At 71.1% G+C, this 15587-nt stretch carries 11 protein-coding genes; 4 read left to right on the plus strand and 7 right to left on the minus strand.

Going from position 1 to position 15587, the window contains the following annotated elements; translation table 11 throughout:
* Positions 1 to 233 precede the first annotated feature (233 nt).
* The 3 genes from CS062_RS06275 to CS062_RS06285 form a co-directional block, all read right to left on the minus strand.
* Positions 234 to 1556 (minus strand): c-type cytochrome, encoded by a 1323-nt coding sequence (locus CS062_RS06275; protein WP_099860639.1) that lies wholly within the window; start codon positions 1554 to 1556, stop codon positions 234 to 236.
* A 74-nt stretch (positions 1557 to 1630) separates the two neighbouring features.
* A complete protein-coding gene (locus tag CS062_RS06280; RefSeq protein WP_233217937.1) occupies positions 1631 to 2410 on the minus strand; it encodes a c-type cytochrome in 780 nt (259 codons plus the stop codon).
* Between the two features lie 39 nt (positions 2411 to 2449).
* On the minus strand, positions 2450 to 4366 hold the full coding sequence (locus tag CS062_RS06285) for a diguanylate cyclase domain-containing protein (RefSeq protein ID WP_099860585.1): 1917 nt from the start codon (positions 4364 to 4366) through the stop codon (positions 2450 to 2452).
* A gap of 161 nt (positions 4367 to 4527) precedes the next feature.
* Between CS062_RS06285 and CS062_RS06290 the strand changes: the two genes are divergently transcribed.
* From CS062_RS06290 to CS062_RS06300, 3 genes are read left to right on the plus strand one after another with little or no spacing between them, the layout of a single operon-like run.
* The gene (locus tag CS062_RS06290; RefSeq protein WP_099860586.1) at positions 4528 to 5748 is read left to right on the plus strand and encodes a low temperature requirement protein A; all 1221 of its coding nucleotides are present in this window, start codon (positions 4528 to 4530) and stop codon (positions 5746 to 5748) included.
* Entirely contained in the window at positions 5745 to 6779 is a 1035-nt protein-coding gene (locus CS062_RS06295; protein WP_099860587.1) for an alpha/beta fold hydrolase, read from the plus strand. The genes CS062_RS06290 and CS062_RS06295 overlap by 4 nt, the downstream gene beginning before the upstream one ends.
* A gap of 57 nt (positions 6780 to 6836) precedes the next feature.
* A complete protein-coding gene (locus CS062_RS06300) occupies positions 6837 to 7070 on the plus strand; it encodes a hypothetical protein (protein WP_099860588.1) in 234 nt (77 codons plus the stop codon).
* A 90-nt stretch (positions 7071 to 7160) separates the two neighbouring features.
* On the opposite strand, the gene CS062_RS06305 is transcribed toward CS062_RS06300, so the two are convergent.
* From CS062_RS06305 to CS062_RS06320, 4 genes are all read right to left on the minus strand, one after another.
* A complete protein-coding gene (locus tag CS062_RS06305; protein WP_099860589.1) occupies positions 7161 to 8624 on the minus strand; it encodes an efflux transporter outer membrane subunit in 1464 nt (487 codons plus the stop codon).
* A gap of 104 nt (positions 8625 to 8728) precedes the next feature.
* Positions 8729 to 11992 carry an efflux RND transporter permease subunit gene (locus tag CS062_RS06310; RefSeq protein ID WP_099860590.1) on the minus strand — a complete coding sequence of 1088 codons (3264 nt, stop codon included), beginning with the start codon at positions 11990 to 11992 and terminating at the stop codon, positions 8729 to 8731.
* Positions 11993 to 12042: 50 nt separating this feature from the next.
* Positions 12043 to 13254: an efflux RND transporter periplasmic adaptor subunit gene (locus CS062_RS06315; protein WP_099860591.1), complete on the minus strand. Its 1212-nt coding sequence runs from the start codon at positions 13252 to 13254 to the stop codon at positions 12043 to 12045.
* Between the two features lie 103 nt (positions 13255 to 13357).
* Complete coding sequence (locus CS062_RS06320) at positions 13358 to 14206, minus strand: alpha/beta hydrolase fold domain-containing protein (protein ID WP_099860592.1); 849 nt, start codon at positions 14204 to 14206, stop codon at positions 13358 to 13360.
* Between the two features lie 222 nt (positions 14207 to 14428).
* On the opposite strand from CS062_RS06320, the gene CS062_RS06325 reads away from it, so the two are divergent.
* Positions 14429 to 15442: a LysR family transcriptional regulator gene (locus CS062_RS06325; protein WP_099860593.1), complete on the plus strand. Its 1014-nt coding sequence runs from the start codon at positions 14429 to 14431 to the stop codon at positions 15440 to 15442.
* Positions 15443 to 15587: the final 145 nt, after the last annotated feature.

The raw sequence follows: 15587 nt of genomic DNA on the forward strand, positions 1-15587 counted from the left end.
AGGAGCGCCCCTTCGCGCTTCAAGATCTTGAAATCGAGGGTGGCCTGTCCCCATATGCCGCGCCCGCCGCGCGGGGCCCGGTCCGCTCGCGCGGATTTCAAGCCCCCACGCGCGGGCTCTGCGCGGGCTCTGCGCAGGCTCTGCGCGCGCTCGGCGCGGGCTCGGGACGGCCTCTGGCGCCGTGCCGCGGGGGACAGCGACGCGAGTCGCAAGGGCACGCGTTCGGCCCGGGATCACTTCAGCCGCAGCACGTCCTGCGTCGTCACCGCCGGCGCCTGGTTGCCCCAGCTCTGCCGGATCACCGTCGCGACGGCAGCCATCTCTTCCTCGCTCAGCACCTGCCGCCAGGGCGGCATGCCGTAAGGCCGGGGGTGGGCGAGGGTCGCCGGCGCGTAGCCGCCGTCCGCCAGGGTCTGCAGCAGGTTCTGCGGGGCATCGAGCGTCACCGCGCGGTTGCCGGCCAGCGGTGGATAGGCCGGCTGGCCGTCGATGCGCCGCCCCTGCCCCCGATCGCCATGGCAATCGGCGCAGTGCTTCGCATAGACCTGGCGGCCGAGGTCGAGTTGCGCCGGCGGCGCCGGCTTGAACTCGGCCGGTGTCGCCGCCTCGCGCGGCAGGCCGCGCAGGTAGACCGCGATCGCGCGCGCATCCGCCTCGCTCAGATGCTGCAGGCTTTCGGCGACGACGTCGGCCATCGGCCCGAGCGCCGCGCCGCGCGGCGACCAGCCGGCGCGCAGCCAGTGCGTCACCTCGTCCTCGGACCAGTCCTGCACGCCCGCGGCCCGCGGATCCGCCAGCGACGGCGCCGTCCATCCCTGCACGCCGACCCAGCCGCCGCGCAGCCCCGTCGCATCCCGCAGCGCGCCGAGCCGGTTGCGCGGCGCATGGCATTCGGCGCAATGGCCCACCGCCTGGACCAGGTAGCGGCCGCGCGCACTCGCCGCCTGGCCGCCCTCTCCACGCGACGAGCCGCGATCGATGCCCGGCTCGTCCTGCGACGGCGCATCGCCCGGCGTGAAATACATCAGGCGCCACACCGCCAGCGCGGTCTGCCAGCGATAGGGCCAGCCGAGCTGGTGGGCCGGTGTGGTCTGCCGGACCGCCGGCTGCTGGCGCAGCCAGGCGAAGATCGCGTCGGCATCCTCCCGCGTCATCGCGGTGTAGCTGGTGTACGGGAACGCCGGATAAAGCAGCCGCCCGTCGCGGCTGCGGCCGTGGTGCATCGCGCGCCAGAAGTCGTCGGCGGACCAGCGACCCAGGCCGGTCTCCGGATCGGGCGTGAGGTTGCTGCTGAACAACGTGCCGAAGGGCGTGCCCAGCGGCAGACCGCCCGCCAGCGGCGCGCCGCCGCGCGGACTGTGGCAGCCGGCGCAATTGGCCACCCGCGCCAGATAGGCGCCGCGCGCGACCAGGGCCGGGTTGGTGTCCTCGGCGCCGGACACGGCCGGACGACCGGCCAGCCAGAGCTCCCGTGCCCAGGCCCCGGCGATCAGCAGCAGCGCCATCACCGGCAGCGCGATCGACAGGCCGATGAGGCCGCGCAGGAAGGTCCTCATCGGGCGGGCGCGGTCCTGCGCCGGCAATGCGGCGGCATCCTGCGACGAGGTCCCGGACGAGCGTTCCGGCCCGCTCATGGCGCGAGTCCTCCGCACGCCACCGGCAGCGGCGCCGATGACGGGGGCTCCGGATGCGCGCCCGCCGGGCGCGCCGCGAGCCAGGTCGCGACCACGGCGACATCGTCGGGAGACAACGCCCGGGCCACGTCGGCCATGCAGTCCGGCGCATGCGCGCGCCGCAGTCCATTGCGCCACGCGCCGAGTTGCCCGACGAGGTAGTCGCGCGGCAGGCCCAGCAGGCCGGGAATCGCTGGCTGGCGGCCGGCCATCGACGGGCCGTGGCAGGCGGTGCAGGCCGGCACGCGGCGCGACGGATCGCCCTGCGTCACGAGTCGCTCGGCTCGGGCCTGCTGCTCCGTGCCCAGGCCGGAGGGCACAGGCGCTGGATACGGCACGTCGAGCGCGGCGAAATAGCCGGCGATCTCGCGCAGGTAATCGTCGCTCATGTTGCGCAGCAGCCCGGCCATCAGCGCATGATGGCGGCGCCCGTCGCGGAAGGCCTGCAGTTGGTTGAAGAGATAGCCCGACGGCTTGCCCGCCAGCCGCGGGAAGTAGCCCTGCGGTGTTGCCCGACCCTGCGGACCGTGGCACAGCGTGCAAGCCTGGACGCGTTCCGCGATGTCGTTGGTCAAGGGTCGCAGCGGACGCTCGCCGGGCGCGGCGGGCGCCGCCGGCATGGCGGCCTCGGCGGGAGCGGACGGCGACGCTTGCGCGAACGCGACGGAGGCAGTGGACGGTCCCAGGCCCAGCACGGCGGCGATGAGGACGCCCGCGACGATTCGGGTGCGCTTCATCCGGTCATCATCGCCGATGCCTCGCCGATGCCTCGCGTGTCATCGCCGCTGGTCCTGCCCCGGCCATCGCAGCGCCGCCCAGCCGTCGCGTCCCTGGTGCTTGGCCTGGTACAACGCCCGGTCGGCCAGGGCGATCAGGTCCATCGCCGGCGCCTCGACATCGGCGACGGTGGCAATGCCGATGCTGGTCGTGATCGCCACCTCGGCCGGCCGCGCGGCGCGCACCGCGTCGACGATCTTGGCGGCCACCTGCTCCGCCTCCTCGGGCCGGTTCAGGCCTTCGAGCACCGCGACGAATTCGTCGCCCGCGATGCGGGCCACGTGATCACTGCCCCGCACCGCCCGACGCAGCACCGCCGCGAACTCGCGCAGCACGATGTCGCCCACGCCGTGACCGTGGGTGTCGTTGATGGCCTTGAAGCGGTCGATGTCCAGGAACAGCAGCGCCATCACCCGGCCCTCGCGCGCGAGCCGGCGCTGACGCGACAGCGCCGCGGCCAGGGCCTGGTCGAACTCTCGCCGGTTGGGCAGCCCGGTGAGCGCGTCGGAGCTGGCCAGCCGCGCCAGCTGCGCCTCGGCCTGCTTCATGACGGTGATGTCGATGGACAGGGTGAAGATGCCCTGCACCCGGCCGTCCGCGACCACGTCGGGCACGTACACGGTGCGCAGGTGCCGCTGCTTGCCCAACATCACCGAGGCGATCTCGAACTCGACCCGTTCCCCGCTCAGTGCCAGGTCCAGCTGCGCGCTGCGCTGGCTGGTGCTGGCCTGTCCGAAGACATCGTCGATGTGCAGGCCGATCGCCGCCTGCGGGTCCAGGCCGAACCAGGTCCGCAAGGCCTCGTTGACGTAGCGCATCCGGCGTTCCGCGTCGATGTAGGTGATGAACACCGGCAGGTTGTCGGTGACCGCCTTCATGCGGCGTTCGCTCGCGGCGACCAGCGCCTCGGTGCGCTTGCGGTCGGTGATGTCCATCGAGCAGGCGTAGAAGCCCTCGACGCGGCCGTTGACGAGTTCCGGCACGAAACGCTGGTGGAAGTGCATCGTCTCGCCGTCGATGACCTGCTCGGCGTCGAAGGACACGGCCTCGCCGCGCATCACCCGTTCGACGAAGGGCCGCATCTGCGCGGCGTTCTCGGTCCCGCGCACCTGCTCGAGCGTGCTTCCCCGCAGCGCGGCCGGGTCGGCGTGGAAGACGCGGCCGACCTCCGCATTGGCGAAGCGCAGCAGGCCATCGGCGTCGTAATGGCTGATCAGCGCGGGCACGTTGTCGGCGATGCCCTGGAGGCGCTTCTGCGTCCGCAGCAGCTCGCGCGAGCGCAGGACGACCTGGCTCGTCGCCATCACGGTGAACAGCCCCAGCATCGCCAGCCCGGCCAGCATCAGCAGCTCGGTGTGGCCGGCTTCGCGCGACAGCCGCTCGCTGATCGCGGCCCGCTCGGCGCGCAGCGACGAGGTCAGCTCGCCCAGCACGTCGCGCAGTTCATCCATGTGGTGCAGGCCCTGGTCGTTGAGCACCAGTTCCAGGGCCTCGTCCTGCCGGCCGGAATCGTGCAGCCGGATCGTCTGGTTCATCTCGCCGAGCTTGAGATTCACCAGCTCGCGGACGCGTGCCAGCTTCGGCGCGTGGGCAGGGTCCTGGTCGCGGGCGCCGAGCTCCTCGACACGGCGGTCGAGGTTGCGCACCGCGTCGCGGTAGGGCTGCAGGTAGCTGGAGCGCTGCGTCAGCAGGTAGCCGCGCTGGCCGGTCTCGGCATTGAGCAGGTCCTCCATCAGCATCGTCATCGTCGGCAGGACGTTGTTGATGCGGTCGGCGCGGCGCAGGTCGTCCAGCGTCGCCCGCGCCCGACCGGCCAGCAGGGCGATGATCAGGCCCATCGCCACCAGGGCCACCATCAGCAGCCCCACGCCGCGACCGAGGCTGGTGCGATGGATCGGCTCGGCGGAGGAACGCATGCGACGTCTCGGGCGGGTCGGTCTCGTCAAGGCGGATGGGCGTTGGGGGTGGGGCCGGCGGGAGACAGGGGTGCGGGCGATTATGGGTGCGCCCGTGCGATCTGCGTCAAGCTGGCATCGGCCCCGGTGGAGGGCTCGCGCCCGCGTGCGACAGTCCGGGGATGTCCCGGATACCCCTCCTGCGCCGTCCCGATCCGCACGGTCATGCGAAGGTCAGCTTTGTCGAGCTGTTCTTCGATCTCGTCTTCGTCTTCGCCGTCACCCAGCTGTCGCACACGCTGATCGCGCATTTCGCCCACGATGGCGTCACCCTGCGCGGCGCGGCGCAGACCGGCTTCCTGATGCTGGCGGTCTGGTGGGTATGGATCTTCACCTCGTGGGTGACGAACTGGCTGGATCCGGAGCGGCTGCCGGTGCGGCTGTGCCTGTTCGCGATGATGCTGGCCGGGCTGCTGATGTCGGTGTCGCTGCCGCAGGCCTTCGGCGAACGCGCGCTGATGTTCGCGCTGTCCTTCACCGCCCTGCAGGTCGGGCGCACGCTGTTCTTCCTCTGGGCGGCGCGCGGCGCCGACGCGGCCCTGGTGCGCAACTTCCAGCGCATCGGCGCGTGGCTGTCGGTGTCGGCCGTGCTGTGGATCGCCGGCGCGCTGCACGAGGACCTGCGCGTGCCGCTGTGGGTCGCGGCGCTGGGCCTCGAGGTGATCGGCCCGTCGGCCGGGTTCTTCGTGCCCGGGCTGGGTCGGTCGACGACGGCGGACTGGAATGTCTCCGGCGGTCACCTGGCCGAGCGCTGCGCGCTGTTCGTGATCATCGCGCTGGGCGAGTCGCTGCTCGTCACCGGCGCGACCTTCGCCGCGGCGCCGTTGACGACGATGAGCCTGCTGGCCTTCCTGGTCTCCTTCGCCGGCAGCCTGGCGCTGTGGTGGCTCTACTTCGACACGACCAACGACTTCGCCGCGGGCCGCATCGCCCACAGCGAGGACCCGGGTCGGCTGGCGCGGCTGGCCTACACCTACATCCACCTGCCGATCGTGGCCGGGATCATCGTCAACGCAGCGGCGGACGAGTTCGTGCTCGCGCATCCCGACGGCCACACCGACCTGAAGACGGCCTGGTGCCTGCTCGGCGGCGTGGGGATCTATGCCATCGGCGTCGGGCTGTTCAAGCGCGCGGTGGTCGGCCATTGGCCGTGGTCGCACGGCGTGGCGGTGCTGGTGCTGGCGGCGGCGGGACCGTTCGTGCATGCCTGGCCACCAGTGGCGACCAGCGCCTTCGCCTGCGCGGTGCTGATCGCGCTGGCGGCGTGGGAGCGCCGTTCGCGGGCGCAGTGTCTCGTCCCCGACAGCGCGGCGGAGGCCAACGCGCCTAGCATCGGCGAATGAACGCCGCGCGCCCCCCTTCTCCCGCCCATCCCGCACCGGCCGCCGCGCCGACCGCCGCGACCGTCGACACCGGTGTCACCGCCGGTGCCCGTCCAGCACCCACCGCCGAGTTCACCACCGAGGCGCATCCGGTCGACGCCTTGTTCCCGGCGACCGCGAAGCGGCTGTTCGTCGAGGTCGAGCCCGGTGTGCGGATCCATGCGCGGGTCTGCGGCGACGGTCCGCCGCTGCTGCTGATCCACGGCCACCCGCAGACGCTGGCGATCTGGCATCGCGTGCTGCCGGCCCTGGCGGAGCGCTTCACCGTGGTGATGCCCGACCTGCGAGGCTATGGCGATTCGTCCAAGCCCGCCGGCGAGGCGGACCACGGCAACTACAGCAAGCGGCGCATGGCGCTGGACCTGGTCACGGTGATGGCCGCGCTGGGGCACGCGCGCTTTCGCGTGCTGGCGCACGACCGCGGCGCGCGGGTGGCGCACCGGATGGCGGCCGATCATCCAGTGGCGGTCGAGCGCCTGGCGCTGCTGGACATCGCGCCGACGCTGGCGATGTACGAGCAGACGACCGAGACCTTCGCCCGCGCGTACTGGCACTGGTTCTTCCTGATCCAGCCGGCGCCGATGCCGGAGCGTCTGATCGAGGCCGATCCCGCGGCCTACGCGCTGGACGTGATGGGGCGGCGGCATGCGGGGCTATCCGCCTTCGACCCGCGCGCCTTCGCGGAGTACCAGCGGGCGCTGGCGTTGCCCGGTGCGGCGCACGGCATGTGCGAGGACTACCGCGCGGCGGCAGGCATCGATCTCGCGCACGATCGCGCGGACCGCGATGCCGGCGCGAAGCTGGCGATGCCACTGCGGGTGTACTGGGGCGCCCAGGGCGTGGTGGCGAAGTGCTTCGACCCGCTGAAGGAATGGCGCCGGGTGGCGGCGGACGTCGACGGCGGCCCCCTGCCTTGCGGGCACTACATCCCGGAAGAAGCGCCGGACGCGTTGCTCGCGGCGGTGATGCCGTTCCTGGCCGAAGGGCTTTGAGCGAAGTGGCCCGCGAGGCCGCTACGCTCCGCGAGGAATGGTTTCCGGAAGGACAGGATGAACAAGCTGGTGGCCTTCGGGCAGTTCCTGGGCGGCGCGGTGCTGTGGCTGGCCGCGGTGGTCGCGGGCGTCAACGCGCTCAAGCCGCTGATCGGTGCCGCCGAGGATGCGGGCGCGCCGTCCGGCGCCACCGGTGCGCTGGTGATCGTGCTCCTGCTCGCCGGCGTCGGCACCTGGCTGATGCGCGCCGGCTGGCGCCGCCTGCGGGCGCGGGCCGGCGGTCATTGCTGAAATAAAAAAGGGCGTGCATCCCTGCACGCCCAAAGGGGCACCGGTAGAACCGGTCGCGAATGAAGGGGCCGGGACTTGCCCGGCGGGGGCTCAGGCCGGGGCGTTCCAGCCGCCGCCCAGCGCGCGGACGAGGCCGACCGTCGCCTGGTATTGCGCCGCCTGCACCTGCAGCGCCGCGCGGCGGTTGCGCAGCTCGCTGCGGCGCGCATCCAGCAGGTCCAGCTGGCTGACCAGCCCGTTGCGGTAGCGCGAGTCCGACAGCGCCGTCGCACGCGTCGACGACTGCACGGCCTGTCCCTGCACGTCCGCCTGCTGCGACAAGGTCTGCAGGCCAACCAGCGAGTCCTCGACCTCGCGCAGCGCCTGCAGCAGCTGCTGCCGGTAGCTCGACATCGCCAGGTCCAGCCCCGCCGTCGCCGACTCGACGCCGGCCTTGCGGCGCCCGCCATCGAAGATCGGCAGCGACAGCAGCGCGTCCACCGACCAGGCCCGTGCCGACCACCGGAAGACATCGCTCAGCTCCGGCGAGGCATACCCGCCGTTGGCCGTCAGCGTCAGGCTCGGGAACCACGCGGCCTGCGCCACGCCCACCCGGGCCTGCGCCGCCAGCAGGCTGCGCTGCGCCGCGGCCACGTCCGGACGACGCGCCAGCATCGCGCTCGGCAGGCCCGAGGGGATCGCCGGCAAGGCCGCCAGCGCCGTGTCCTCGGCCACCTTGAAGCCCGACGCCGGCTCGCCCAACAGCACCGCCAACGCGTTTTCCAGCTCGGCGCGGCGACGGTCCAGGCTGATCGCCTCGGCCTCCGTCGCGGCCACCTCGGTCTGCACCCGTGCCAGGTCCAGCTCGGCGACATCGCCTGCCTGGTAGCGGCGCTGCGTCAGCGCCAGCGTCTCGCGGTAGGCCGCCACCGTGTCGCGCACCAGGCGGCGCTCCTGGTCGGCGAAACGCAGCGCGAGGTAGGTCTGCGCCACGTCGGCCTGCACCATCAGCCGCGTCGACTGCAGCAGCGCCTCACGCGATTGCGCGTCGAGCGCTGCTGCCCGGCTGGCCTGCGACAGGCGGCCGGAAAGGTCGACCTCCCAGCTCGCCGCCAGGCCGGCGTTGTACAGGGTCGCCGGCGCGGGGCCCTGCCCGGCCACCGTGCCACGCGCCGCCCCGGCGCTCGCGCCGACCTGCGGCATGCGGTCCGCGTTGGCATTGCGCAGCAGCGCGCGCGCCTGCGCCAGCCGTGCCGCCGCGCCCTGCAGATCAGTGTTGCCCGCCAGCGAGCGGCGGATCAGGTCGTTCAGCGTCGGATCGCCGAACGCGAGCCACCAATCCCCGCGCGGCTCGGCATCGGCCGGCGGCACCACGGCCCAGCGCGCCTCGCCCACCGTGGCGGTCTGGGTGGCGGTCGCGGTCGCGGTCGCAGTTGCGATCGGGGTCGCGGTCGCCGTCGACTTCCAGGCCGTCGGCGTGGCCGGCAGGCGCGACTCGTCGATCGGCGGTGGGGTCGCGCAGCCGGCCAGCACCAGCGCGGCCAGCAGCGTCGTCATCATCAGTTTCGTTTTCATGGCATCGACTCCTTCACGCCCCCGCCGCGGCGGGAAGCGCTCCGCCGGCCCCGGCACCCGCGCGATCGCGGGATGCCGGAAGTCCGGGGATCAAGATTGCGGGATCACTCGTGCTCGTGGCGCGGCGCGGCCGGATGCGGACGGGCGTTGCCGCCTGGACCGAAGTCGTGGCCCGCGCCCTGCTCGGGCTGGACGAAGGCCTCGATGTCATGCGGCACCTCGCCGTGCTGCTTGAGCGGCTTGTTGCCGGTCAGGCGCCGCACCACCACATAGAACACCGGCGTCAGGAACAGGCCGAAAGCCGTCACGCCGATCATCCCGGCGAACACCGCCACGCCCATCGCATTGCGCATCTCGGCACCGGCACCGGAGGCCAGCACCAGCGGCAGCACGCCCATCACGAACGCCATCGACGTCATCAGGATCGGACGCAGACGCAGCCGGCTCGCCTCGATCGCCGCCTGCAGCGGACTCCTGCCGGCGAACTCCAGCTCCCGGGCGAACTCCACGATCAGGATCGCGTTCTTCGCCGACAGCCCCACCAGCACGATCAAGCCGATCTGCGTGAAGACGTTGTTGTCCCCATGGTTCAGCCAGACGCCGGTCATCGCCGCCATCAGGCCCATCGGCACGATCAGGATGATCGCCACCGGCAGCGACAGGCTCTCGTACTGTGCGGCCAGCACCAGGAACACCAGCAGGATCGCCAGCGGGAACACCCACACCGCGGAGTTGCCGGCCAGGATCTCCTGGTAGGTCAGCTCGGTCCATTCATAGCTGATGCCCGGGGGCAGCGTCTCCGCGGCGATGCGCGCGATCGCGTCCTGCGCCTGGCCGGTCGAGTAGCCCGGTGCCGGACCGCCGTTGATGTCGGCCGACAGGAAGCCGTTGTAGCGCATCGCGCGTTCGGGACCGAAGCTCGGCTCGACCTTCATCAGCGCCGACAGCGGCACCATCTCGCCCGAGGCCGATCGCACCTTCAGCAGCCCGACGTCCTCGGCGCGCGCGCGGTAGGCCGCGTCCGCCTGCACCCGCACGGTGTAAGTGCGGCCGAACTTGTTGAAGTCGTTGACGTAGAGCGAGCCCAGGTAGATCTGCATCGTGTCGAACACGTCCGTCACCGCCACGCCCAGCTGGCGCGCCTTGGTGCGGTCCAGGTCGGCATACAGCTGCGGCACGTTGACCTGGTAGCTGGTGAACATGCCGGCCAGCTCGGGCGCCTGCTGGGCCTTGGCCATGAAGGCCTTGACCGCCTGGTCGAGCGCCTCGTAGCCCAGGCCGCCCTTGTCCTCGAGCTGCAGCTTGAAGCCACCGGTGGTGCCCAGGCCCTGCACCGGCGGGGGCGGGAACATCACGACGAAGGCGTCCTGGATCTGCGCGAACTGCGCGTTCATGTTGCCCGCGATCTCGCCCGCCGACAGCCCCTTGCCGGTGCGCTGGTCGAAGGACTTGAGCGACGCGAACACGATGCCCGAGTTGGAGCTGTTGGTGAAGCCGTTGATCGACAGACCCGGGAAGGAGATGGCGTGCTCCACGCCCGGCGTCTTCATCGCGATCTCGCTCATGCGGCGGATCACGTCCTCGGTGCGGTCCAGCGTGGCGCCGTCGGGCAGCGTCGCGAAGCCGATCAGGTACTGCTTGTCCTGCGCCGGCACGAAGCCGCTGGGCACCGCCTTGAACAGGCCCACGGTCAGGCCTAGCAGGCCGCCGTAGACGACCAGCATGATCACCTTGCGCGAGATCGCCTTGGTCACGCCGCCGCTGTAGGCCTTGGCGCCGCGGTTGAACAGCTTGTTGAAGCCGCCGAAGAAGCGGCCGAACACCTTGTCCATCCCACGGGTCAGCCAGTCCTTGGGCTCGTCATGGCCCTTGAGCAGCATCGCGGCCAGCGCCGGCGACAGCGTCAGCGAGTTGACCGCCGAGATCACCGTCGACATCGCGATCGTCAGCGCGAACTGCTTGTAGAACTGGCCCGTCAGGCCGGTGATGAAGGCCAGCGGCACGAACACGGCGACCAGCACCAGCGCGATCGCGATGATGGGACCGGAGACTTCGCGCATCGCGCGATAGGTCGCGTCACGCGGACTGAGGCCGGCCTCGATGTTGCGCTCCACGTTCTCGACGACCACGATCGCGTCGTCCACCACGATGCCGATCGCCAGCACCAGGCCGAACAGCGACAGCGCGTTGATCGAGAAGCCGAAGAGGTGCATCACCGCGAAGGTGCCGATGATGGACACCGGCACGGCCAGCAGCGGGATGATGGACGCGCGCCAGGTCTGCAGGAACAGGATCACGACCAGCACCACCAGCGCCACCGCCTCGAGCAGCGTGTGGATGACCGACTCGATGGACGCGCGCACGAACTGCGTCGGGTCGTAGACGATCGAGTAGTCGACGCCTTCCGGCATCGCCTTCTTCAACTCCGCCATCGTGGCGCGGACGTTGTCCGAGATCTCGATCGCGTTGGAGCCGGGCGCCTGGAAGATCGGGATCGCCACCGCGGACTTGTTGTCCAGCAGCGAGCGCAGCGCGTATTCCGACGCGCCCAGCTCGATGCGGCCCAGGTCGCGCAGCCGCGTCACCTGGCCGTTGGCACCGCTCTTGACGATGATGTCGCCGAACTCCTCCTCGTTGCGGAGGCGGCCCTGCGCGTTGATCGGCAGTTGCAGGTCGATGCCCTGCAGGCCCGGCGAGGCGCCGACGACACCGGCCGCGGCCTGCACGTTCTGCTCGCGGATCGCCTGGACGACGTCGCTGGCCGACAGCCCGTGCTCGGCGACCTTCTGCGGATCCAGCCAGACGCGCATCGAGTAGTCGCCCGAGCCGAACAGCTGCACCTGGCCCACGCCCTGGATCCGCGCCAGGCGGTCCTTGACGTTGAGCACCGCGTAGTTGCGCAGGTAGGTCATGTCATAGCGGTCGTTGGGCGACAGCAGGTGCACGACCATGGTCAGGTCCGGGCTGCTCTTGACCGTGGTGAGGCCGAGGCGGCGGACTTCCTCGGGCAGGCGCGGCTCGGCTTGCGAGACGCGGTTCTGCACCAGCTGCTGCGCCTTGTCCGGGTCGGTGCCCAGCTTGAAGGTCACGGTCAGCGTCATGAGGCCGTCGGTGGTCGCCTGGCTGCCCATGTAGAGCATGCCTTCGACGCCGTTGATCGATTCCTCGAGCGGCGTGGCGACGGCTTCGGCGATGACCTTCGGGTTGGCGCCCGGGTACTGCGCCCGGACCACCACCTGCGGCGGCACGACTTCGGGATATTCCGAGATCGGCAGCACCCGCACCGCGAGCAGGCCCGCGACGAAGATCAGCACCGACAGCACGCCCGCGAAGATCGGGCGGTCGATGAAGAATTTGGAGAGATTCATGTCAGTCTTTCAAGTCGACTGTGAGAGGCAGGGCGAGGCGGTCGGTCCGATCAGGACTTGTCCGCCTTCGCCGCGCCGTCCTTGGCCTGGAGTTCCGCCTTGGCATTCATCGGCACCAGGGTGGGCGCCACCAGCGCGCCGGGGCGCACCCGCTGCAGGCCGTTGACGACGACGCGCTCGTTGGCCTTCAGGCCGGTGGTGACGATGCGCAGCCCATCGACGTTGGCGCCCAGCTGCACCTCGCGGTAGCTCAGCGTGTTGTCCGCGCCGACCACCATCACGAAGCGCTTGCTCTGGTCGGTGCCGACGGCGCGCTCGTTGACGAGCACCGCCGGACGCGACTTGGCCTGGCCCAGCCGGATGCGGGCGAACTGGCCCGGAATCAGCGCGCCGTCCTTGTTGTCCAGCACCGCGCGCACTCGCACCGTGCCGCTGCGGGCATCGACCTGGTTGTCGATCAGCTGCAGCTTGCCGTTGAACGGCGTGTCGGCGGTGGCGGCGGTGCCGATCTGCACCGGGATGCTCGACAGGTCCCCGGTCGCGCCCTTGGCGTTGCCATGCAGCTCGTTCAGCGCGCGGGCCACGGTGCGCTCGTCGGCGTCGAAGCTGGCGTAGATCGGGCTGACCGAGACCAGCGTCGTCAGCACCGGTGCGCCGGGGCCAGCGGCCACCAGGTTGCCCTGGGTGACTTCCAGCTTGCCGACGCGGCCGGCCACCGGCGCGCGGACCTGCGTGTAGCCGAGGTTCAGCTTCGCGGACTGCAGCGCCGCCTGGGCCGCGCGGAGGTTGGCGTTGGCCTCGTTGGCGGCATTGCTGCGCTCGTCGAGCTCCCGCTGCGCGATGGCGCGCTCGCTCCACAGGCGGTTGGAGCGCTCCAGCTCGCTCTTCGTGTAGCTGACGCGGGCCTGCGCGGCCAGCACCTGCGCCTCGGCGCGGTCCACCTCGGCCTGGTAGGGCGCGGGGTCGATGGTGATCAGCAGATCGCCGGCCTTGACCAGCGCCCCTTCCCGGAAGTGCACCGACTGCACCGCGCCGGACACCCGGGCGCGGACATCGACGCGCTCGACGGCCTCGAGGCGACCGGAGAACTCGTCCCAGGCGGCGACGTCCTGGCTCGCCACGGTGGCGACGGACACCGGGATCGCCTGCGGCGCGCCCGACGGTTGATTGGCGACCGCCTGCTGGCTGTGCAGGCCGACGACGACGGCCCCGACGACCGCAGCGACGGCGGTGAGCGAGGTGGCAAAGATCTTCTTGTTCATGGTGGTGCTCCGTGGACGGGGGTAGACGTTGGGAGTTCGGGACGACTGGGAAATCGGTGGAACGGAATCGGTGGGTCGGTCAGGACGGTGCTCTCGGGGCCGGTCAGGCGGGTTGCGGCCGGCGGGGGCCGGCGGGGGGAATCAGGCTCAGGAAGTCGGCGAGCTTCTGGCGCAGCGCGGCGGCCCAGGGCAGCTGCGGCGCGGCCAGCGACGGCCGCTTCATCAGGCTGTAGGGCCAGCCGCTGGGCCCGGCGATCAGCGCCTGCTGCACGTCGACCCCGGCGCGCTTCATCGCGCGGGCATAGGCCAGGGCCTCGTCGCGCATCGGGTCGTCCTCGGCGCTGACGACCAGCGCCGGCACGAGTCCGGCCAGGCGGCTGGTGTTGGCCGGCGCGGCATAGGGATGGTCGCCATCCTCGCCCTCGCCGAGGTAGGCGCGCCAGCCGTGCATCCAGCGGCACTCGCCGTAGCCGGCATCGGCCTGACGCAGCGAGGCGGTGGCGAGGCAGGGATTGAGCATCGGCCCGATCAGGATCTGGCCGGACAGCTTGCGGTGGCCCTGGTCGCGCGCCATCAGCGCCAGCGCCGCGGCGAGGTTGCCGCCGGCCTCCTCGCCGGCGACCACCAGCGGCGCGCCCTTGCCGGACAGCCGGCTGCGCGCCTTGTGCAGGCCGGCCAGCAGCGCGTCCAGCATCTTCAGCGCGGCCGGGAAGACATGGTCGGCGCCGGTCGGATAGTCGACGTCCACCACCACCGCGCCCGCGTCGGCCAGCAGCCGCGAGACCAGCTCGCCGCTGTCCAGGTCGCCGCAGGTGAAGGCGCCGCCGTGCAGGTGCATGACGACCGGCGCGTCCTTGCGGCGTGCGGCGCCCTTGTAGACGCGCACCGGCACGACGCCGTCGCCGGCGGGCAGGAGGTCGTCGTGGCAGGAGGTCAGCGGCAGCGCATCCATGGCAGGAGCAAAGGCCTGCTCCGCGTGGGGGCAGGCCGGTTCATGTTGCAATGCAGCGAAATTTAGGGACCGGACGCCGTCCGATAAACAGGTCCCGGCGCGAATCAGCGTTTCATCGACGAAACAATCGATCGGGCAGGATGGCGACCTCGCGCGCGCGCAGACGCGCCGATCAGCAGCACATCAGCAGTCGCGGCCTCGTGCCGCCATCAGGGGTTCAGGATGGACAAGCTCAATGCCATGCAGGCTTTCGCGCGCGTCGTGGAAGCGGGTACCTTCACGCGGGCGGCGGAATCGCTGGACCTGCCCAAGACCGCGGTGACGCGGCTCATCCAGTCGCTGGAGGACCACTTGAAGGTCAAGCTGCTGAACCGCACGACGCGGCGCGTCAGCGTGACGCCCGACGGCGCCGCCTATTACGAGCGGGTCACGCGGCTGCTGTCGGACATCGAGGAGCTGGAGGGCTCCGTGTCCCATGCTCGGGCAGCGCCGAAGGGACGAATCCGCGTCGACGTGGCGTCGAGCGTGGCGCGGCTGCTGCTGATCCCGGCACTTCCGGAGTTCTATGCAAGACATCCGGACATCCAGATCGACCTGGGCGTGTCGGACCGGCCGGTGGACCTGATCGGGGACAACGTCGATTGCGTCGTGCGCGGCGGCGAGATCACCGACCAGTCGCTGGTGGCGCGCCGCATCGGCGACTGGGGCTACGGCTGCTGCGCGTCGCCGGCCTACATCCGCGAGCACGGCATGCCGCAGCATCCGCTGGACCTGGAGTCGGACCAGCACCATGTGGTCAGCTATTTCTCGACGCGCACCGGCAAGCGCTTCCCGTTCGACTACAGCAAGAACGGCCAGCGCTACGAGATCTACGGTCACTACAAGGTCTCGGTCAACGATGGCAATGCCTACATGACCGCGGGCCTGACCGGGCTGGGCGTGATCCAGGCGCCCTACTTCATGATCAAGCCGCACATCGACGCCGGCGAGCTGGTGCCCTTCCTGTGCGACTGGGAATCGGACCCGCTGCCGCTGTACGTGGTGTACCCGCCCAACCGGCACTTGAGCACCAAGCTGCGGGTCTTCGTCGACTGGATCGCGGAGCTCTTCGACCGCCACTCGCAATGGCAGAAGCAGCTGGTGGCGAGCTGCGAGGCCAAGCGCTCGGAGTCCGACGCGGCCTACCTCCCGCTGCAGGCCAACGCTTCCAAGCAGGCGGTGCTGAGCGCCGCCTGAGCCGGCGGGGATCGATCTCGGTCAGCGGGCCTCCTCACGCGGCCTGAACGCCGGCTTGAGGGGATCACGGCCCCACCCATGATCGCCGCCGACCTCTGGCGCCGCCAAGCCTTTCGGAAGCGTTCGCGCCTCCGGCTGCGGGGTA

Origin of the sequence: Roseateles chitinivorans (assembly GCF_002761755.1) — a bacterium.
Lineage (GTDB): Bacteria > Pseudomonadota > Gammaproteobacteria > Burkholderiales > Burkholderiaceae_C > Roseateles > Roseateles chitinivorans.